Source organism: Microbacterium sp. ET2, assembly GCF_030347395.1.
In the GTDB taxonomy this organism is placed as follows: Bacteria; Actinomycetota; Actinomycetes; order Actinomycetales; family Microbacteriaceae; genus Microbacterium; species Microbacterium albipurpureum.
The window spans coordinates 2751385-2769738 of the sequence record NZ_CP128170.1; the positions used below are offsets into that span (position 1 = coordinate 2751385).

Consider the following 18354-nt stretch of genomic DNA (forward strand, 5'->3'; position numbering starts at 1 on the left):
GCGGTCTTCAGCGACCCGACGGCACCACGACGACGGGAATCTCGAGACGGCCGATGAGGTCTTGGCCGACCGATCCGAAGAATCCCCCGGCCAGCACTCCCCGCCCGTGGGTGCCCAGCACCAGCAGAGAGCTGTCGCTCGCGGCGATGCTGAGGGCAGACGTGGCGTTGTCGTGGATGAGCACACGGTCGACCACGAGCTCGGGCGCGTCGTCGTGCAGTCGCTCGATGGTCTGGTTCATGAGCTGCGTGTGCTGCGCCCGCACGTCGCGCTGCGAGGACACCGTCGTGCTCGGGATCGGGCCCGACCATGCGTGCACGAGACGAAGGCTCTCACCCGCGGCGGCCGCCTCGGATGCGGCAAAGGTGAGCGCCGCATCACTCGACGGGTCCGACGCGAGGCCCACGGTGACAGGTCCGCTCATCTCGACCCATCCCGAAGGGACGATGCACGTGGGCACGGTCGCTGTCGCACTCACGCGAAGCGACATCCATCCGTGCAGTGCTTCGCGGACCGGGCGACCGGTGTCCACGCCGATCACCAGGAGGTCGGCATGTGTCGCGGCCTCCGTGAGCGCACGCGGCATCATGCCGCCGATGCGCGCGGTTTCGATCGGAAGCGACGGGTTCGCCGTGCGAAGGTGCCGCTCGGCTCGAGCGAGATCTTCTTCCGCCCTCGGCTGATCCTGGAGGAAGGGGTTGGTGACGAGGACGACCTCGACGCGCGCCCGGCGGCGAAGCGCGCGGTCGGTGACCCAGTCGAGCGCAGCATCCGCTCCATCACTGGCGTCGTAGCCCAGCAGAATGCGTTCCATGGCGACCGTCCGTCCCGGTATGTGACTCATCGCACGACCACCGTCGCGGTGGCGAGCCTGAGGAGGACCTGTTGACTGGTGGATCCGAGGAGGAAACGGGCGAGACGGCTGCGGCCGTGTGAACCGATGACGGTGAGCCGGGCGCCGGAGGCGAGTCGATTGATCACCGTCTCGGGTCTCTCGCGGCTCTCCACAACACGGCGCACCTCCACATCGGGATACTGCTGCGAGATCCCGGCCATGGAAATGCCGAGTGCCTCTTCGGTCAGCGACTGCATGTTCCGCAGGTAGCCGTCGGGATACGACCGAACGGAGAGGGGAATGGCGATGGGCGACCAGCTGCTCACAGCGGTCAGCGCCTCGCCCGACCGGTCCGCTTCAGCGGCGGCGAAGGCGATGGCGGCCTCGGACACTTCTGAGCCGTCGACCCCGACGACGACGCCGGACCGGCCGGTGAGATCGAGATCGGGCACGACCGCGACCGGACAGTGCGCGCCGGCTGTGATGCGGATCCCGTGGGGACCACGTGCCGGTTGTGACTCGGTTCCGCGGTAGTCGCTGCCGATGACCAGCAGCGACGCGTCCTTCGACGCGTCGATCAATCGTTCGACAGGCTCGCCGCGTTCGAGGCGTATCTCAACGGGTACTCCGCGTGCGCGGACGCGCTCGGCTACGTCCCTGAGCACGTCTTCATTCCACTCCTGTGCCCAGTCGACCACTTCGCCTTCGCCGCCGACTCCGACGGCACCGTCGATGATCGAGATCAGCTCGAGTCGCTCTCCTCGCGCGGCTGCCCTGTCTACCGCCCAGTCCACGGCACGGCGCGACACCGCCGCATCCGTGACTCCGACCACCACCTTCTGCTGCACCTCTCCACCGTCTTCCTCGGTCGACCCCGGTTTCCGTTGAGTCGACCATCTCGTCACTCGGACGACGCGGTAGGGCCGGAAGTCCCGGTGAGGAGTCGCTGGGGGCGCCGAGTGGCGGATGCAGCGCACGGGGAGCGGAGCGAGGCGCCGCTCGCCGGTCTCATGGGTGGACGCGACGGCGGGAGTCGAACCCGCAACGCTGTCGGGTATGAGCCGAAGCCCGGGACCGCCCGGATCGCCGCGATGTCCTCGACGCTACGTGAGCCCAGCGACATCCGCCAGGAATGTGAAGGAGAGTGTCAGGGTGTGACGGAGTGTTGCGGGGCGATCGACCGATCGGGCGGCGGAGGAGCATTGAGGGCACGCAGCATCCGCTCGAGCACCTCGCGCAGCTCGGAGCGCGCCGGCTCGGCGAGATCGGTCGTGAAGTCGACGCCGGCGGGAATCCACGACAGTCCGTACATGGTCTCGCGGAAGTCGGCGCCACCCACCGGCCAGCGCGTGTGCGCGGCATCCTCTTCCGTCGCCCCCTGTCCCCAGATGCCGAAATACTCCTTCATCACGTCGAAGGGCAGGTCGATGACGGCGTCGGCCTCGACGGGCTGCCGTGTCCACGATCGGGCGACGAGGATGAAATCCTCGACCTCCTCCGGCGTGAGCGGCCGCGGCTCGAAGAGCACCCGGGTGTGCTCGACGCGCGCGAGCCGATCGACGCGGAAGGTGCGCCAGTCATCGCGCTCGAGGTCCCAGCAGAGCAGGTACCAGTGCCGGTCGGCGGGGGCGAGGGCGTGCGGCTCCACGCGCCGACGGGTCTCGGCGCCGGTCATGGAGGTGTAGTCGAACCGCACCCGCTCGTGATCGCGGATCGCCAGCGCCAGCTCCCCGAGCACCTCGCTCGACACCGCCGCACCCGCCTGGATACCCGCCGGCTGCACTGCGTCGGCCAGCGCCGTCACCCGCCGCCGAAGCGGCGCGGGCAGCACCTGCTCGAGCTTCGCCAGCGCCGTGAGGGTCGTCTCGGGTCCGCTCACCAGCCGCTGGGATGCCGCGACGCGCAGCCCGATCGCCATCGCCACGGCCTCCTCGTCGGTGAGGAGGAGCGGTGGGACGGCGCTCCCGGCCTCGAGGCGGTAGCCGCCGGTGATGCCGGGCGTCGACTCGATGCGGTAGCCGAGGTCGCGGAGCCGCTCGACGTCGCGTCGCACGGTGCGCTCGGTCACGCCCAATCGCGCCGCGAGCTCGGTGCCGGGCCAGTGCCGATGCGTCTGCAGGAGGTTCAGCAGCGAGAGGGCGCGGGTGGTGGTGTCGGACATGTGTCGATTCTGCCCGTGATTGCGGACAGGATCTGTCCGGGTGCACTTCTACGTTCGATCCATGGCGAACGAACCGATCATCGAAGCGCAGGGGCTCACCAAGCGCTTCACCGTCAAGAAGAAGACCGTGGCGGCGGTCACCGATCTCACGTTCGAGGTGCAGCGCGGCGAACTCGTCGCATTCCTCGGACCCAACGGCGCAGGCAAATCCACCAGCCTGCGCATGCTCACCACGCTCCTTCCGCCCACCTCCGGCACCGCGCGGGTCGTCGGCCACGACATCCTGCACGACCCCGCGGGCGTCCGCGCCCGCATCGGCTATGTCGGTCAGCTCACCAGCGGCAGCTTCTCGCAGCGCGCTCGCGACGAGCTGCTCAGCCAGGGTGCGTTCTACGGGATGGGCCGCACCGCGGCATCCGCTCGGGCAGACGAGCTGATCGAATCGCTGGATCTCTCGGGGTTCGCGACCCGCACCGTGCAGCAGCTCAGCGGCGGGCAGAAGCGCCGGCTCGACATCGCACTGGGGCTGATGCACGCCCCGCCGCTGATCTTCCTCGACGAACCCTCCACGGGCCTCGACCCGCAGAGCCGGGCGAACCTGTGGGAGCACATCCTCGACCTGCGCACGCGCTTCGGCACGACGATCTTCCTCACCACCCACTACCTCGAGGAGGCCGACCGCTACGCCGAACGCGTCATGGTGATGGACAAGGGCCGCGTCATCGCCGACGACACCGCCGCGCGGCTGAAGGCCGAGCTCGCCGGTGATGTGGTGACCCTCGGTTTCAGAACAGCGGATGCCGCCGAGCGGGCCTTTCCGGTGTTGTCGGCGCTCAGCGGGAGGGACGTGCGACACGTCGAGGGGAGCGATGCGGCGGATCTGGCCGTCACGGCGCCCCAGGGCGACGTGCTGCTGCCGCGCGCGGTGCGCGAGCTCGACGCCGCCGGCATCGAAGTGGTGCGCGCGACCGGGGTGCCGCCGACGCTCGACGACGTGTTCCTGAGTCTGACGGGACGCACGCTCCGCGACGCCGACCAGCCGGCCGACGAGACCGAAGAGGCGGCCGGGAGGGCCGCCGATGACCAGGCCGCCGAGGCCGCAACCGAAGGAGCGGTGCGATGAGCACGCAGACACGGCAGCCCGTGGCATCCGATCGACCTGACACCGTGGTGCGACCGAACGTCGCCCGCGACACCTGGAATGTGCTGAGTCGGGAGCTGCGGCCGACGCTCCGCGACCCGTTCACGGTGATCTTCAGCCTCGTGCAGCCGCTGGTGTTCCTGGGGCTCTTCGCCCCGCTGCTCGTGGGGCAGTCGGGGGAGCCGGTGAGCGAGACGCTCCGCTGGTTCGTCCCGGGGGTGCTCGTCATGATCGTGCTGTTCGGCACCGGGGCGACGGGGTCCAACCTGCAGTACGAAATGATGACCGGCTCTCACGAGCGCACCCTCGTCGCGCCGATCTCGCGGGCGTCGCTGCTCGTCGGGCGTGCGCTGAAGGAGGTCGTGCCGATCGTGGTGCAGGCGATCATCATCGTGCTGATCGCGCTGCCGTTCGGGTTCCCGGTGAATGTGGCCGGGATGGTCATCGGGATTCTGCTGCTGGCGGTGTTCGGCGTGGGGCTCGGGTCGCTCTCGTACACGCTCGCGATCAAGACGAAGGACCGCGAGTGGCTCTTCTGGGGGGTGCAGCAGACCTTGATCTTCCCGCTGCTGATCCTCTCGGGCGTGCTGCTGCCGCTCGACGACGGGCCGGCGTGGATGCGCGCGGTCGCGACCGTGAACCCGATCAACTGGGTCGTACAGGCCGAGCGTGCGCTGTTCGCGGGTGACCTCGCGGCGCCCGTGGTGCTCTGGGGGTGGGTCGCGGCGCTGCTTCTCGCAGCGGTGGGGCTCGCCGTCGGGGTGCGCGCGATGCGCAAGAGCGACTGAGGCGGTTCTGCCGGCGAGGTGGGGCTGGGGCGGGATGCTCCCGGCCCCACCGCGCGCCTGTCGCATTGCGCTGCTCGCCGGCGCTTTCTGTGACAACCCAAGACGCGGGAATGCCGAGGGCGGCTGTTCGCCCGTCACGTTCGGCCGCTCGGCGCAGCCGTCTGCGACAGGCGAGGGGTGCGGGAGCGGCGGGTGGCGATCAGCTCGGCAGCCGCGTTCAGCCGCTCGCCGACGACGTAGACGGCCTCGTGGCCCCTTCGTAGCATGGGGGGATGCGTCTGAATGAACTCTTGGACTGGGAGCGTCGCGGCTGGGAATCGCTCTGCGACGGAACGAGCGCGCACTTCTACGGCGAACTGATGACCGATGACGCCGTGATGGTGCTCGCGACCGGAGCCGTGATGGACCGCTCCCAGGTTCGCGATGCGCTCGCGGCGTCGCCGACCTGGGACTCGTTCGAGATCGCAGACGAACGACTCGTCGAAGTGGGGCCGGGCGCCGCGGCCCTGGTCTATCGAGGCACCGCACGACGCGGGATGACCGAGCCCTTCGTCGCGGCGATGACGAGCGTGTACACATGCATCGACGGTGAGGTGCGACTGAAGCTGTATCAGCAGACCCCGGCGAGCGCATGAGGCGTCTGCCGCGTGTGACCAGCGAGATCGTGGGCCGCAGCTGCGGGAGGCGTCACGCGAGGCGCGGCCGGTAGCGGAGCAAGACCACGCCATTGTCGAAGCGGCGCTCGCCGAGCAGATCCAGATCGATCCGGATGCCGGTGGGCAGACCCGGCTTCCCGCCGCCGACCGAGACCGGGGCGACGTAGAGCTGCACCTCGTCGACGAGTCGGGCGCGCAGCGCGTGCCCCGCGAGATCGGCGCCGCCGATCAGGAGGTCGCGGTCAGCGGCATCCTTCATCTCTCGAACGACTGTCGGATCGAAGGAGCGCTCGATGCGTGTGCGCGCCGTTGGTGTGGCGGTGAGACTCGTCGAGTAGACGACCTTGTCGGTGTCGACGAACGCGGCGGAGAAGAGGGCGAGGGCGGCCGATCGCGCCGCGAACGAGGGATCGGTCTCCCAGACCGACATCCGTTCGTAGAGACGCCGGCCGTAGACGAGCGTGCCGACCGACTGCATCAGCTCCGTGTGCGCGCCGAAGACGTCGTCGCCGGCCGGAAGGAAGTCGAAGCCGCCATCCGGATCTTCGATGAATCCGTCGAGCGAGACATTGGTCGTGTAGAGCAGCCTGCCCACCCCAACCTCCTCACGTCGGCCCTCAGGCTACTCCCCGCGTGCGCTCACGCCGGAGGGGCGAGCACGCGGTGCGGAACCCAGCCCTCCCGTGCCGCGTCGTCACGACACCAGGCCCAGCCGCTCTCGGGATCGTCGCGGATGACATGGAGAAGACCCCCCGCCCGGGCGGGAAGTTCGGTGGTGTCGTAGCCGACGAGGACGACGCCCGTTCGTCCGTCGATCTGGATATGCCGTGCGGGCACCCACCCTGAGCCGCGCGGCGTCGTGACGAACACGAAGGCCGGCCACTCGGCGTCGCGGTCGCCGACCTCTACCGTGTCGCCGGGTTCGACGATGAGAGGGGGGCGATCGGGGATCTCGTGATCCGTGGTCACGACACGCGCGGGGAGCGGCGCAGACGGTGAGTGACCCAGGAGAGGCTCGCTCGTGCCGGCTGCCGCGATCTCCGACGCGGCGTCCGCGACGAAGGCTCGCATGGCCATCTGCAGCGATGTCCAGTCGTCGTCGACCTCGCCGCGATATGCGGCTGCGGCGATGCGCAGCATCTCGTTCTGCTCCTCGGGAGCCGCGCGAGCGATGCGCTCCGCCGCGGCATCCTTCGGCACGAATCGGCCCTCGCGCACGGTCACGAGCATTCGGGCGAGGGTCAGGATGACATTCCGCTCATCCCCGGTGAGGTCACCGAGGAGGGCAGGGAGGGTCGCCGTGATCGCGGCGCGGACGGCGCCCCGTGAGGGCTCAGGCAGGCAGTCCTCCGGCGCGACGCCGCGCAGGGCGTGGCCCGAGTCTCGCGCCATCGCCATGAGCAGGATCACATCGTGGTCGACGTGTGGTCCCGCGAGGCGTCCTGCGGTTGCGTCATCCCGTAGCCACTCGCCGTACTGGAACTGCACGACCGGCTCGGCCTCGCGCATGTGGTCCGTCACGATGACCGTCAACTCGACGGGGCGCGCGGGACCGTCGAAGGCTCGACGGCCGGACGTGCGGAGCAAGCCGTCGACGAGGCGCTCGCGTTGAGACGGATCGAGCGCATGGCTGACGACGGCCAGGAGGTCTATGTCGCTGTCGGGACGGAGACCGCCGGAGACGGCGGACCCGTACAAGATCAGGCTCACCAGGGTCCGTTCGAGCGCCTCGGCGATCACCTCCGCCAGGCGTTCGACTCTCTCGCTGTCCGTCTCCACGCGGTCATCCTGGTCGAAGCGTGTGCGTGTGTCGAGGATCGGCGCCGCTGGTTTCGGAGCGAGCGCGGTCGTCAGCGGCCCGCGAGCCACCTCCTGGCCGCGTCGACATCGCTCTGCGCGAGACCGTGACCGCCGGCGCGGACGTGCCGCTCGACGGCAGCACCGTGCGATGTCGCGACCTCGACGAGGCGATCGACACTCGCCGACGGCGCCATCGGGTCAGCCGCACCGTTGAGCAGCACGAGCTCGATTGCCGACGCGTCGCGGACGGGGTCGCGGTCGGCGAACGGGTACATCCCGCTGAACCCGACCACCCGATCGAGCGACTCGGGGTGCAGCAGCGCGGCCGCCGACGCGATGTTCGCCCCGTTCGAGAAGCCCGCCGCGATGATCCGCCTGCCGCTGAGCCCGTACCGGTCCCGCGCCGCCTCGAGGAACCCGACGAGCTCACCCGCCCGCGCGATCACGTCGTCGACGTCGAACACCCCCTCGCCCCTGCGACGGAACCACCGGGTCATCCCCTGCTCGCTCACCCGGCCGCGGGGTGAGAGCACACCGGCCCCGGGCCACAGATGCGGCACGAGCGCCGTGATCTCGCGCTCGTTGCCGCCGGTGCCGTGAAGGGTCAGCAGCACGGGGGCGTCGGCGTCCCCCGGCTCGAACAGGTGCGGCCAAGCGTCGAGGTCGACGGTGTTCCCAGCCCCGCTCACGCGGCGACCTCGGGGTTGTTCTCGGTCGGCAGCGTCACCGGCTGCACCCGCGCCTCGATCGCTTCGCGCGACGGCTCGAGCCACGGCGGCAGCTTCAGCGAGCGGCCGAGTTCGAGCAGCGGCTCGTCGATGTCGAAACCGGGGGTGTCGGTCGCGATCTCGAACAGCACGCCGCCCGGCTCGCGGAAGTAGATGCTCGTGAAGTACTGCCGGTCGAGGATCTCGGTCACCTGGTGGCCGCGCGAGACAAGGTCGTTGCGCCACGCCAGCTGGGTTTCCTGGTCGGGCACCCGGAACGCGATGTGGTGCACGGTGCCGCCGGCGGTCAGGCCCTCGGGTGCGAGGCCGGATGCGTGCACGTCGACGAGGGCGCCCGGGCCACCCGGGCCGGCCGCCAGGCGCGTGCGCCCGCCCTCCTGCTCGACGATCCGCATGCCGAGGTCGTTCACCATGAGGCCCACGGTTCCCTCGGCGTCGCGCACGGTGAGAACGCTCGAGTGCTGCCCGCGGATCGCGTACTCGGCAGGAACGCTCTTGGAGTCCCAGGGGTCGCGCGGGTCGCCCTCGTTCGTCGCGACGAGCTCGATCTGCAGCCCGTCGGGGTCGCGCACGAGAAGGCGCTCGTCGGTCGAGCTCCTCGAGGTGATCTTGGCCTCCGAGCCGACCGATGCGAAGTGGTCGACCCACCAGCTGAGCGACCCGGCGGGAACCGAGAACGCCGTCGAGGTCGACTGGCCCGCGCCGATCCGCCCGGGTGCGATCCCGCGCCAGGGGAAGAAGGTCATCAGACTGCCGGGTCGGCCCGCCTCGTCTCCGTAGTAGAGGTGGTACGTGCCGGGGGCGTCGAAGTTGACGGTCTTCTTCACCAGTCGAAGCCCGAGCCCGGTGATGTAGAAGTCGATGTTCTTCTGCGGGTCGCCCGCGAGTGCGGTGACGTGGTGCAGACCCTGTGTGGCGGCGGTCATGATCTCTCCTGAAGTCCGATGCCGGATGATGTCTATGCAAACGCATGGATCATTTGTTGCATTCCAGGATGCCGCAGAGCGGCCGATCGCGACAGGTCGGGCGGGGGACGTGGCATCCGTTAGCGTTATCGGATGGCGATGGTGACACGGCGGGGCATCCTCGCCGGCGTCGCGGCCGCCGTGGCGGGGGTGCTGGCCGTCGGCTTGGTGACCGCGGTGGTGCTCACTACCCTGCAGGCGCTTCCTGCCGGGGAGAGTCCGGTGGTCGACGACACCACGATCGGCGTCCAGCTGACCGGAGCGGCGGCTGCCGACCCCGGACGCGACGCACTCATGGCGTGGCTTGCCCGCGGCATCCTTCTCCTCGCCCTCATCTGGGGCGTGATCGGCATGTTCGCCGCACGTACGCGACTGGTGCGCCGACCGGGAGCTGCGGCCGCACGCGCGAGCTGGCTCGGTTCGACGCGACCCTGGCGTGCCCGGGAGTCGACTCTCGGCCTGCTGCAGCTGGACAAGTGGCTGCTCATCCTCGTTCCGGGAGCGCTCCTCGTCGGCACCCGGGCGGTGCAGACCTCCTTCCTGTCGTGGCCGCACCTCGTGATCGTGATGAGCGGATGGTGCGTGGCCGTCCTCGTGCTCAGGGCGCTCGTGGGTGCGCGCTCGCCGTGGCCGGTGCTGGCCGCTGCGGGCGGAGCGGTGGTGCTGCGCTGCGTGTGGACGCTGATCCCGGTCGCGATCGGCGGACCGGCAGCGGCGTGGTCGGCCCTGTGGACCGAACCGGTGCTGCGCTGGATCTACGCGCTCGTCGCCGCCGTCCTGCTGGTCTGGGTGTTCGTCGCCGCAGCCTGGGCGCTCGTGATGCAGGTGGGGCCGAAGGCAGCCACCGGGTTCGTCCTGGCGGCGATCGGTGCGGGGCTGGCGCTGCCGGCGCTGGTGATCGGAATCATCGGCGGAGAGACGGTCGCCGACGCGTGGGCGACCTCGCTTGCTCCCCTGGGAGGCCTGGCGCCTGCGCCGTACGTGTGGCTGGAGTTCCCGGTCGCCGCGGCGTGGTGGGCGGCGACAGCCGGCGGCGTGCTGTGCATCGTGGGTGCGGTTCTGGCGATTCCCGGGAGGCGCGCGGGCGCGGCTTCGGCTGCGAAGTGAGATTCCCGGAAAACGTACATCCGATGTTCCCCGGGTTTGTCGACGCCGCCGCCTAGGCTGAGCCGCGTGACTTCTCCCGACGCCGCCGCGCCCGACCCTTCTTCCGCTCAGGCGGCTGGCGGTGGAATCGCCTCCGACGGAATCACGGCCACGCATGTCCGGCGGTCGTTCGGTGACGTCCGTGCCGTCCGCGACGTGAGCCTGCATGCCCTTCCCGGCAAGGTCACCGGGCTCGTCGGGCCCAATGGCTCGGGCAAGACCACGCTCCTCTTGATGCTCTCGTCGCTGCTGGCTCCCGACGCGGGCGAGATCCGCGTCGCCGGCATCGACCCGGTCGCCGAGCCGCAGCGGGCTCGAGCCGTCATCGGATGGATGCCCGACGCGCTCGGCGCGTGGGGCTCGCTCACGGTGCGCGAGACCCTCGTCACGACCGGGCGGCTGTACGACCTGCCGCGGGGCGACGCGACGGTTCGGGCGGAGTCGCTGATCGACCTCCTCGATCTGCGCGCGCTCGCCGCGGCGCCCGCGCGGGTGCTCTCACGCGGACAGAAGCAGCGCCTCGGGCTCGCCCGCGCGCTGGTGCACGACCCGCGCGTGCTGCTGCTCGACGAGCCGGCCTCGGGCCTGGACCCCGAGTCGCGCGTGCACCTGCGGGTGCTGTTGCGCCGGCTCGCCGACGACGGACGCACGATCCTGATCTCGAGCCACATCCTGTCCGAGCTCGAAGAGCTCGTCGATGACGCCGCGTTCCTCATCGCCGGCGAGTCGGTCTCGTCCGACCGGGTCGCCGCGTCGGCGCAGCGTCAGCGGTTCTGGCGCGTGAGGGTCGCGGGCGGTGACGTCCGTGCCGCGCAGGCCGCGATCGCGGCCGCGCTGGAGAGGACGGATGTCACGGGCGACCGCGCCGGTGCGCTCGTATCGTTCTCGAGCGAGTCCGACGCGGCCGCGGGGCTCGCGGCCATCGTCGGTGCCGGGATCGCGGTGGCGGAGTTCGCGCCGTCGACGGGGCGGCTCGAGCAGACCCTGCTCGACCTGCGGGACGAGGCAGGTCGACCGCCGTCGCCCGTCGCCGAGGCATCGACAGCGGGCCCGGCGCCCGCAGCGGCGGCGGACCCGCCCACCGGCGATACGGACACCACGGGGGAGGGCGACCGATGAGCGCTCAGCGCATCGCCACCATCATCCGCCTGGAGCTGACCCAGCGTGTGCGGAGCGTCGCCTGGTACGTGCTCCTCGGGATCTTCGGGGTGCTGCTGCTCGGGGTGACCGCACTGACCTTCATCTCGGTGCCGCGCGACGCGTTCCAGGAGGCGGGGAGCACGGCGTACTCGATCATCGTGTTCTTCGTGCTGCTGCTGGTGGTGCTCGTCTCGCCCACCCTCAGCGGCAACGCCATCAACGGCGACCGAGACGCGGCAACGCTGGCGCCTGTGCAGGTGACGCTTGCGACGACGACCGACATCATGGTCGGCAAGTTCCTGGCGGCGTGGATCACGGGGCTCGCGTTCCTCGTCGTGGCGGCGCCGTTCCTGATCTTCGCCGCCGTGTTCGGCGAGGTCCGGCCCGACGTGCTGCTGGTGTCACTCGTGATCCTCGTCATCGAGGTGGCGGTGGTCGCCGGGTTGGGGGTCGCGCTCAGCGGCATCCTCGCTCGTCCTCTCTTCTCGGTGGCGGTGACCTATCTGACCGTCGCCGCGCTCGTCGTGGGGACGCCGATCGCGTTCGGGCTCGTGGGCACGGCGTTCCCGACCGAGATCGAGTCGCGTCAGCGCTTCCTGGAGCCGGTGTGGCAGGAGCCGATGCAGGTGCCCGAGGAGTGCATGACGGCCGAGCCCGGGGCGACCACGCCCTCGCCGGAGTGCGTCGACCTCGGCTTCGGGCCCGGGGTGGAGGAGCCGGAGTACGTGTGCGGGGAGTGGATGACCTCGACCTACACCGTGCCGCGCTTCGACCGCGTGTGGTGGCTGCTGTCGGCGAACCCGTTCGTGATCCTCGCCGATGCGACGCCGACGGTGTGGCGCGATGGCTACCCGGTCGATGCGTTCGGAACGCTGAAGGTCGGCGTGAGGACCGCGCAGATCGCTCCCGAGACGCAGCAGGTCTACGACGAGTGCGAGAACGCGACCCTCACGCCCGGGGAGCAGTACCCGACGGTCGAGGAGCAGGTCGACGGCACCGTGCCGAGCTGGTTCGTGGGACTCGGGGTGCAGCTGGCGCTTCTCGCCCTGCTGATGTGGCGCGCCGCGGTGCGGACGCACACGCCGTCGCGGCGGCTTCCGCCGGGCACGCGGATCGCGTAGCCGCGGCGCAGGGCGCGAGTCAGCGGTCGACGTACCGGAAGTGCTGCGCGTTGTACCGGTCGCCGTGAACGCCGATGCGCTGCGCGAGCCGGTCGAGGTCGTCGCGCTCGTCCGCCGACAGGGCGACCGTGGTCGCCGCGGTGTTCTCGGCGATGCGCTCGACCCGGCGGGTGCCGGGGATCGGCACGATCCAGGGATGCTGAGCCAGCAGCCACGCCAGCGCGACCTGCCCCGGCGTCGCCCCCTTCGCCGTCGCGAGCGCCGCGACATGGTCGATGAGCGCCCGATTGGCCTCGAGGTTCTCCTTCTCGAACCGGGGGAGCGCGCGGCGCATGTCGTCGTCCGCCAGCGTCGTCGACGCGTCCATCGTGCCGGTGAGGTAGCCCCGGCCGAGCGGGCTGAACGGCACGAACCCGATGCCGAGCTCCGCGAGAACGGGCAGCACGTCGATCTCGGGGTCGCGCGTCCACAGCGAGTACTCGCTCTGCAGCGCGGTCACTGGATAGACCGCGTGCGCGCGGCGGATGGTGCCGCCGGATGCCTCGGAGAGGCCGAAGTGCCGAACCTTGCCGTCGGCGACGAGCTCGGCGACGGTACCGGCGACGTCCTCGATCGGGACATCGGGGTCGACCCGGTGCTGGTAGAAGAGGTCGATGACGTCGGTGCGCAGGCGCCGCAGCGACTCTTCGGCGACGCGTCGGATATGGTCGGGGCGGCTGTTGACCCCGACGCTTGCGCCGTCCTGGATGTCCCACCCGAACTTGGTCGCGATCACCACCTGATCGCGCACCGGCGCGAGTGCGTCACCCACAAGCTCCTCGTTGACGTACGGCCCGTACACCTCGGCGGTGTCGAAGAGGGTGACGCCGAGGTCCACCGCCGCACGAAGCACCCCGATCATGTCGTCACGGCTTCCGGGGTTCGGGCCGTAGCTCTGCGACATGCCCATGCAACCGAGTCCGATCGCCGAGACCTGCAGGCCCTGGCCGAGGGTGCGTGTGTGCATTCTGCTGCTCCTTCTGCGGGTCCGGGCGTTCGTCCGGGCGTTCTCGGATGACGCTACGCCGCGAGGCGCCGGCACGAAAACGGGGTCGACACATCGCGTCTCGCGGCCAGCGGCGCGGCGCGGCATCCGTTCGCGCACTCTCGCGGGTGTGGGTGGCTGGTGGCAGGCTCGGGGCATGACGAGATTCGCGATCGACGCGCCGACGGCGTTGCGACTCCTGGCCGACAAGAGGGATGTCGCGGACGGACACTCACTCGTCGCGCCGGCGATCATGCGGTCCGACGCGCTTCGTGCCGTCTACGCCGACGTGCGAGCCGGACGGCTCGACGACCGCACCGCGAAACGGACGCTCGAAGCGCTCGCATCGCAGAAGGTGCGGGTGCTGGCCGATCGGGTGTCGCGCGCGACGGCGTTCGCGCTCGCGCGCGAGCGGGACTGGGATGACACGGGGCCGGCCGAGTACCTCGCGGTCGCGAAGCTGCAGGCCGACGCGATCGTCACCCAGGACGCGCTGGTGATCGCGGGGGCGGAGGGGGTGGTGGACGTCGCGGGGTACGAGGCGCTGTTCCGCTGAGACCTCAGCGGGTGGGGCGAGTCAGGCGAAGCGCACCCAGTTCGCGCCGCCGCCGGTCTCGACCTGCTGGAGGAGATCGAGCGCGTCGCCGTCCACCGCGTACAGCGACACGGTCGTCGAGCGTTCTCCCGCGGCGACGAGGAAGCGTCCGTCGGCGCTCAGCGCGAACCCGCGCGGCTGCGGCTCGGTCACGAAGAACCGGCTCGGCGCCGTGACCCCTCCGTCGGGGGCTACGGCGACGGCCGCGAGCGTGCTCTCGGTGCGCTCGGTCGCCCAGAGGTATCTCTCGTCGGCCCCGAAGTGCAGGTCGGCGCCCCAGATGAGGTGTCCCGCCATCGGGTCGGCGCCGAAGGTGCTGTGTGCGAGGCCCTTCGTCCGGTCGTACGCCGTCGCCGCGCCGACGAGGCGCAGCGTCCCGTGGGCGGTGTCGCGGGCGTAGTGCAGCACTTCGCCCGAGAACTCCGTCAGCACGTACACCGCGTCCTGTGCGGCGTTCAGCACGAGGTGCCGGGGACCGCTGCCCTCCGGCGCCCCCACCGTCTCGGGGTCGAGCGGCACGAGCGCGAGGTCGTCGTCGAGCGCGTACTGCGCGACGAGGTCGTCGCCGAGGGATACGAAGTACGCGTAGCGCCCGTCGGTGCTCGGCACCACCGCGTGCAGGTTCGCGAATTCCACCCGGCTCACCGGATCGCCCACCACGCCGTCGTTGATCGGGCACGAGATGCCGTAGCCGCCGCTGTACGCGGCGCCGAGGAGGCCCGTTCCGTCGCGCGTGAGCGCGAGGTAGTTCATGCCGCCGTCGGGGAGGTCCAAGCGCGAGCGCGGCTCCAGTCGGCCGCTCTCCCTGTCGAGCGCGAGGGTGAGGACGCCGGCGGGCTCCCCCTCCTTCGATCCCTTCACTCCCGCGTAGACGAGGTCGCGTGCGGCGTCGACGGCGAAGGTCGAGCATCCGGCGAGCCCCTCCGTGACGGCGAGACGCGTCATCCGCTCGTCTTCGAAACGGAAGACGCTGATCGAGCCGTCACCGGCGTTTGCAACGAGGACGAGCGCAGAGTCGGTCATCCCTCGATCGTAGGTGCAGGGTCGCGACGACTCGAGGGCTGATGTCGTAGCCCCGACCTAGACTTGACGGGCAATGACTGACGTCTCTCCGGCCGCGCATCCCGCGGCATCCGTCCCTCTCATCGTCGACGGCGATCGCGGGCCCCGACCGGGCTCCGGCGCTCGCGTCGACGAAGACCTGCTCGCAGGGCTCAACCCCGAGCAGCGCGAGGCGGTGACCTATCGCGGTCAGGCGCTCCTCATCGTCGCGGGCGCCGGGTCGGGCAAGACCAGTGTGCTGACGCGGCGCATCGCGTCCCTTCTGCGCAACAAAGAGGCGTGGCCGAGCCAGATCCTCGCCATCACATTCACCAACAAGGCTGCGGGTGAGATGCGCGAGCGCGTGCACCAGCTCGTCGGCGACCGGTCGCAGGGCATGTGGATCTCGACGTTCCACTCGGCGTGCGTGCGGATCCTCAGGCGCGAGGCCGAGCAGTTCGGGTTCACCAAGTCGTTCACGATCTACGACTCCGGCGATTCGCGGGCGCTCGTCAAGCGGCTGGTGAAAGAGCACGAGGCGGATGCCTACGGACTGACCCCCTCGGCGGTGCAGGGGAAGATCTCCAAGCTCAAGAACGAGCTCGCCGATGCGGAGTCGTACGCCCGCTCGGCGAACATGAACGACCCGGCCGAGCGCGTCTTCTGCGACGTGTTCGCTGCGTACCAGCGCGAGCTGCAGCGGGCCAACGCGTTCGACTTCGACGACCTGATCGCACAGACGGTGTACCTGTTCCGGGCGTTCCCGCAGGTGGCGGATGTGTACCGGCGGCGGTTCCGGCACATCCTCGTCGACGAGTACCAGGACACCAACCATTCGCAGTACGCGCTGATCCATGAGCTGACCCGCGCGCCGGGGTCTGACGGCGGGCCCATCGCCGAGTCGGGCGGCATGATGATCTTCGACGCGCCGGCGACCGAAGAGGCCGCGTCGCTCACGGTCGTCGGTGACTCCGACCAGTCGATCTACGCGTTCCGCGGAGCGGACATCCGGAACATCAGCGAGTTCGAGCGCGACTTCCCGGGCGCGAAGGTCGTGCTCCTCGAGCAGAACTACCGGTCGACCCAGAACATCCTGTCGGCGGCGAATGCGGTGATCAGCCACAACTTCGACCGTAAGGACAAGCGGCTGTGGACCGACGTCGGCGCGGGCGAGAAGATCGTCGGCTTCACCGGGTACTCGCAGCACGACGAGGCGCAGTTCGTCGCCGACGAGATCGAGGTGCTGCACAAGGGCGGGGTGCCGTACGACCAGGTGGCGGTGTTCTACCGCACCAACTCGCAGTCGCGTGCGCTGGAGGAGATCTTCATTCGCGCGGCCGTGCCGTACAAGATCATGGGCGGCACGAAGTTCTACGAGCGCGCCGAGATCAAAGACGCCCTGGCCTATCTCGTCGCGGTGGCGAACCCCGCCGACGAGATGGCGATGCGCCGCATCATCAACCGGCCGCGCCGCGGCATCGGCGACGTGACGATCGAGACGATCAGTCGGTACGCCGCCGATGAGCAGATCACCTTCCGTGACGCGCTGGGCAATGCCTCGGCGCTCGGTGTCGGACCCAAGATCCAGGCGGCGATCGCGCACTTGGATGCGGTTCTCGCCGAGGCATCCGATCTCATGCTGCCGCCGTCAGGTGAGCTGCCCCCGCCGACCGCCGTCGCCGACGGATTGCAGCTGCTGCTGTCGAAGAGCGGGTATCTCGACGCGCTGCGCGCGAGCCGCGACCCGCAGGACGAGGCGCGCGTGGAGAACCTCGACGAGCTCGTCGCCGTGGCCCGCGAGTTCGCGCGCAACAACCCGGAGGGGACGATCGTCGACTTCCTCACCGAGGTGGCGCTCGTCTCGGACGCCGATGATCTCGAGGATGCCTCGGGGTCGGTGTCGCTCATGACGATGCACACCGCGAAGGGCCTCGAGTACGACGCGGTCTTCCTCACCGGTGTCGAGGAAGACCTGATCCCGCACCGGATCTCGGCCGGTGAGCCGGGAGGCCCGCAGGAGGAGCGGCGACTGTTCTACGTCGGCGTCACCCGGGCGCGTAAGCGCCTGTACCTGACGCTGGCGATGACCCGCGCGCAGTTCGGAGAGGTGTCGGTGGCGATGCCGAGCCGGTTCCTGCAGGAGATCCCGTCGGATCTGCTCGACTGGCGCCAGTCGCCGGGCGACGTCAACTCGCGCGGCGGGACGCAGTCGCGGGCGCTCAATGCGCGGCGCGGGTCCTCTGGGTCGGGGTTCGGCGGGTCGGGGTCGGGGCGGCGCTATGGCGACGATCTCGTGCCGAAGTCGACGTCGCTGGAGAAGTTCGCCAACCGCATCCCGGCGAAGGTGCGCGACAACGGCGACATGGAGCTGGCGCCGGGCGACCGCATCCGTCACGACGATTTCGGCGAGGGCCGCATCGACGCGATCACCGGTGAGGGTGCGAAGCGCGTCGCTCACGTGCGCTTCGACACCGTCGGCATGAAGAAGCTCCTGGTCAAGATCGCGCCGATCGCGAAGCTGTAATCGCGCGCGCAGTGGGTGCGCGAGGCAGTCGGGGCCCGCGTTGTCGCGCGACCCGTCACAATCTGCTGCTCGTCGCGGTCGCGGGCGACGTTTTCTGACCGGTCGCGGCAGGCGCGAGCGGACACGACGGGTGGGGCGTCGCGCTGCGCCGCGCGACCCGTCAGATTCTGCCGCTCGATGCGATCGCGGGCCGCGTTTTGTGACGGGTCGCGGGGTCCGGCTCCGCGACCCGATGCCCGACCCGTCAAAATCTGCTGGTCGTCGTCGTCGGGCGCCGCCTTTTCTGCCGGGTCGCGCGGACCGATGCGCGACCCGTCAACATCTGCTGCTCGTGGCGGTCGCGGGCGACATCTTGTGACGGGTCGCGGCGGGGGCGGGCGCGACGGGCGGGGCGTCGCGCTCTGCCGCGCGACCCGTCCGACCGACCGCGACTGAACCGCGCCTTGCCCGGGACTGGCCCGCGACTGGTCCGCGACCCGCCCGCGCCTTGCCCGGGACTGGTCCGCGACCCGCCCGCGCCTTGCCCGGGACTGGTCCGCGACCCGCCCGCGACCCGCCCGCGCCTTGCCCGCGACTGGTCCGCGACCCGCCCGCGACATGCCCGGGACTGGCCCGCGACCCGCCCGCGACATGCCCGGGACTGGTCCGCGACCCGCCCGCGACTGGCCCGCGACTTGCCCGCGACTTGC

General features: G+C 70.3%; 18 protein-coding genes and 1 tRNA gene. 8 read left to right on the top strand and 11 right to left on the bottom strand.

Features of this window, described 5'->3' with window-relative positions; genetic code table 11:
- Positions 1-7: 7 nt before the first annotated feature.
- The 4 genes from QSU92_RS13430 to QSU92_RS13445 form a co-directional block, all read right to left on the bottom strand.
- Complete coding sequence (locus QSU92_RS13430) at positions 8-844, bottom strand: universal stress protein (protein ID WP_289262663.1); 837 nt, start codon at positions 842-844, stop codon at positions 8-10.
- Positions 841-1683 (bottom strand): universal stress protein, encoded by an 843-nt coding sequence (locus tag QSU92_RS13435; protein WP_289262664.1) that lies wholly within the window; start codon positions 1681-1683, stop codon positions 841-843. Before QSU92_RS13435 ends, QSU92_RS13430 begins: the two co-directional genes overlap by 4 nt.
- A gap of 167 nt (positions 1684-1850) precedes the next feature.
- Positions 1851-1926 (bottom strand) — tRNA-Met (locus QSU92_RS13440).
- 56 nt (positions 1927-1982) lie between these two features.
- Positions 1983-2996: a helix-turn-helix transcriptional regulator gene (locus tag QSU92_RS13445; protein WP_289262665.1), complete on the bottom strand. Its 1014-nt coding sequence runs from the start codon at positions 2994-2996 to the stop codon at positions 1983-1985.
- A 61-nt stretch (positions 2997-3057) separates the two neighbouring features.
- Here QSU92_RS13445 and QSU92_RS13450 point away from each other — a divergent pair, with 61 nt between their 5' ends.
- Entirely contained in the window at positions 3058-4119 is a 1062-nt protein-coding gene (locus QSU92_RS13450; RefSeq protein ID WP_289262666.1) for an ABC transporter ATP-binding protein, read from the top strand.
- On the top strand, positions 4116-4925 hold the full coding sequence (locus tag QSU92_RS13455; protein ID WP_289262667.1) for an ABC transporter permease: 810 nt from the start codon (positions 4116-4118) through the stop codon (positions 4923-4925). The genes QSU92_RS13450 and QSU92_RS13455 overlap by 4 nt, the downstream gene beginning before the upstream one ends.
- Before the next feature lie 134 nt (positions 4926-5059).
- On the opposite strand, the gene QSU92_RS13460 is transcribed toward QSU92_RS13455, so the two are convergent.
- The gene (locus QSU92_RS13460) at positions 5060-5191 is read right to left on the bottom strand and encodes a hypothetical protein (protein ID WP_289262668.1); all 132 of its coding nucleotides are present in this window, start codon (positions 5189-5191) and stop codon (positions 5060-5062) included.
- Between the two features lie 6 nt (positions 5192-5197).
- On the opposite strand from QSU92_RS13460, the gene QSU92_RS13465 reads away from it, so the two are divergent.
- Positions 5198-5560 carry a DUF4440 domain-containing protein gene (locus QSU92_RS13465; RefSeq protein WP_289262669.1) on the top strand — a complete coding sequence of 121 codons (363 nt, stop codon included), beginning with the start codon at positions 5198-5200 and terminating at the stop codon, positions 5558-5560.
- Positions 5561-5612: 52 nt separating this feature from the next.
- Here the strand turns inward: QSU92_RS13465 and QSU92_RS13470 are convergent, their stop codons facing one another.
- The 4 genes from QSU92_RS13470 to QSU92_RS13485 form a co-directional block, all read right to left on the bottom strand.
- Positions 5613-6176, bottom strand: a complete 564-nt coding sequence (locus QSU92_RS13470) for a dihydrofolate reductase family protein (RefSeq protein WP_289262670.1) — start codon at positions 6174-6176, stop codon at positions 5613-5615.
- A 44-nt stretch (positions 6177-6220) separates the two neighbouring features.
- Positions 6221-7360, bottom strand: a complete 1140-nt coding sequence (locus tag QSU92_RS13475; RefSeq protein WP_289262671.1) for an aminoglycoside adenylyltransferase domain-containing protein — start codon at positions 7358-7360, stop codon at positions 6221-6223.
- Positions 7361-7431: 71 nt separating this feature from the next.
- Positions 7432-8070 (bottom strand): alpha/beta hydrolase, encoded by a 639-nt coding sequence (locus QSU92_RS13480; protein ID WP_289262672.1) that lies wholly within the window; start codon positions 8068-8070, stop codon positions 7432-7434.
- The gene (locus QSU92_RS13485) at positions 8067-9035 is read right to left on the bottom strand and encodes a ring-cleaving dioxygenase (RefSeq protein WP_289262673.1); all 969 of its coding nucleotides are present in this window, start codon (positions 9033-9035) and stop codon (positions 8067-8069) included. The genes QSU92_RS13480 and QSU92_RS13485 overlap by 4 nt, the downstream gene beginning before the upstream one ends.
- 132 nt (positions 9036-9167) lie before the next feature.
- Between QSU92_RS13485 and QSU92_RS13490 the strand changes: the two genes are divergently transcribed.
- From QSU92_RS13490 to QSU92_RS13500, 3 genes are all read left to right on the top strand, one after another.
- The gene (locus QSU92_RS13490; protein ID WP_289262674.1) at positions 9168-10181 is read left to right on the top strand and encodes a hypothetical protein; all 1014 of its coding nucleotides are present in this window, start codon (positions 9168-9170) and stop codon (positions 10179-10181) included.
- A gap of 126 nt (positions 10182-10307) precedes the next feature.
- Complete coding sequence (locus tag QSU92_RS13495; protein ID WP_289265908.1) at positions 10308-11339, top strand: ABC transporter ATP-binding protein; 1032 nt, start codon at positions 10308-10310, stop codon at positions 11337-11339.
- Positions 11336-12481 carry an ABC transporter permease gene (locus QSU92_RS13500; protein ID WP_289262675.1) on the top strand — a complete coding sequence of 382 codons (1146 nt, stop codon included), beginning with the start codon at positions 11336-11338 and terminating at the stop codon, positions 12479-12481. The genes QSU92_RS13495 and QSU92_RS13500 overlap by 4 nt, the downstream gene beginning before the upstream one ends.
- Before the next feature lie 19 nt (positions 12482-12500).
- On the opposite strand, the gene QSU92_RS13505 is transcribed toward QSU92_RS13500, so the two are convergent.
- Positions 12501-13487 (bottom strand): aldo/keto reductase, encoded by a 987-nt coding sequence (locus tag QSU92_RS13505; protein WP_289262676.1) that lies wholly within the window; start codon positions 13485-13487, stop codon positions 12501-12503.
- Between the two features lie 175 nt (positions 13488-13662).
- Between QSU92_RS13505 and QSU92_RS13510 the strand changes: the two genes are divergently transcribed.
- The gene (locus QSU92_RS13510; protein ID WP_289262677.1) at positions 13663-14061 is read left to right on the top strand and encodes a hypothetical protein; all 399 of its coding nucleotides are present in this window, start codon (positions 13663-13665) and stop codon (positions 14059-14061) included.
- A gap of 21 nt (positions 14062-14082) precedes the next feature.
- Here QSU92_RS13510 and QSU92_RS13515 read toward each other — a convergent pair whose 3' ends face one another.
- Positions 14083-15123 carry a lactonase family protein gene (locus tag QSU92_RS13515; protein ID WP_289262678.1) on the bottom strand — a complete coding sequence of 347 codons (1041 nt, stop codon included), beginning with the start codon at positions 15121-15123 and terminating at the stop codon, positions 14083-14085.
- Positions 15124-15196: 73 nt separating this feature from the next.
- On the opposite strand from QSU92_RS13515, the gene QSU92_RS13520 reads away from it, so the two are divergent.
- Entirely contained in the window at positions 15197-17665 is a 2469-nt protein-coding gene (locus tag QSU92_RS13520; protein WP_289262679.1) for an ATP-dependent helicase, read from the top strand.
- Positions 17666-18354 lie beyond the last annotated feature (689 nt).

Excerpts from the sequence above, each read along its gene's own strand:
- QSU92_RS13515 (WP_289262678.1), bottom strand. The coding sequence starts at position 15,123 with ATGACCGACTCTGCGCTCGTCCTCGTTGCAAACGCCGGTGACGGCTCG.
- QSU92_RS13520 (WP_289262679.1), top strand. The coding sequence starts at position 15,197 with ATGACTGACGTCTCTCCGGCCGCGCATCCCGCGGCATCCGTCCCTCTC.
- QSU92_RS13460 (WP_289262668.1), bottom strand. The coding sequence starts at position 5,191 with ATGCTACGAAGGGGCCACGAGGCCGTCTACGTCGTCGGCGAGCGGCTG.
- QSU92_RS13450 (WP_289262666.1), top strand. The coding sequence starts at position 3,058 with ATGGCGAACGAACCGATCATCGAAGCGCAGGGGCTCACCAAGCGCTTC.
- QSU92_RS13490 (WP_289262674.1), top strand. The coding sequence starts at position 9,168 with ATGGCGATGGTGACACGGCGGGGCATCCTCGCCGGCGTCGCGGCCGCC.
- QSU92_RS13430 (WP_289262663.1), bottom strand. The coding sequence starts at position 844 with ATGAGTCACATACCGGGACGGACGGTCGCCATGGAACGCATTCTGCTG.
- QSU92_RS13445 (WP_289262665.1), bottom strand. The coding sequence starts at position 2,996 with ATGTCCGACACCACCACCCGCGCCCTCTCGCTGCTGAACCTCCTGCAG.
- QSU92_RS13510 (WP_289262677.1), top strand. The coding sequence starts at position 13,663 with ATGACGAGATTCGCGATCGACGCGCCGACGGCGTTGCGACTCCTGGCC.
- QSU92_RS13485 (WP_289262673.1), bottom strand. The coding sequence starts at position 9,035 with ATGACCGCCGCCACACAGGGTCTGCACCACGTCACCGCACTCGCGGGC.
- QSU92_RS13500 (WP_289262675.1), top strand. The coding sequence starts at position 11,336 with ATGAGCGCTCAGCGCATCGCCACCATCATCCGCCTGGAGCTGACCCAG.
- QSU92_RS13465 (WP_289262669.1), top strand. The coding sequence starts at position 5,198 with ATGCGTCTGAATGAACTCTTGGACTGGGAGCGTCGCGGCTGGGAATCG.
- QSU92_RS13455 (WP_289262667.1), top strand. The coding sequence starts at position 4,116 with ATGAGCACGCAGACACGGCAGCCCGTGGCATCCGATCGACCTGACACC.
- QSU92_RS13505 (WP_289262676.1), bottom strand. The coding sequence starts at position 13,487 with ATGCACACACGCACCCTCGGCCAGGGCCTGCAGGTCTCGGCGATCGGA.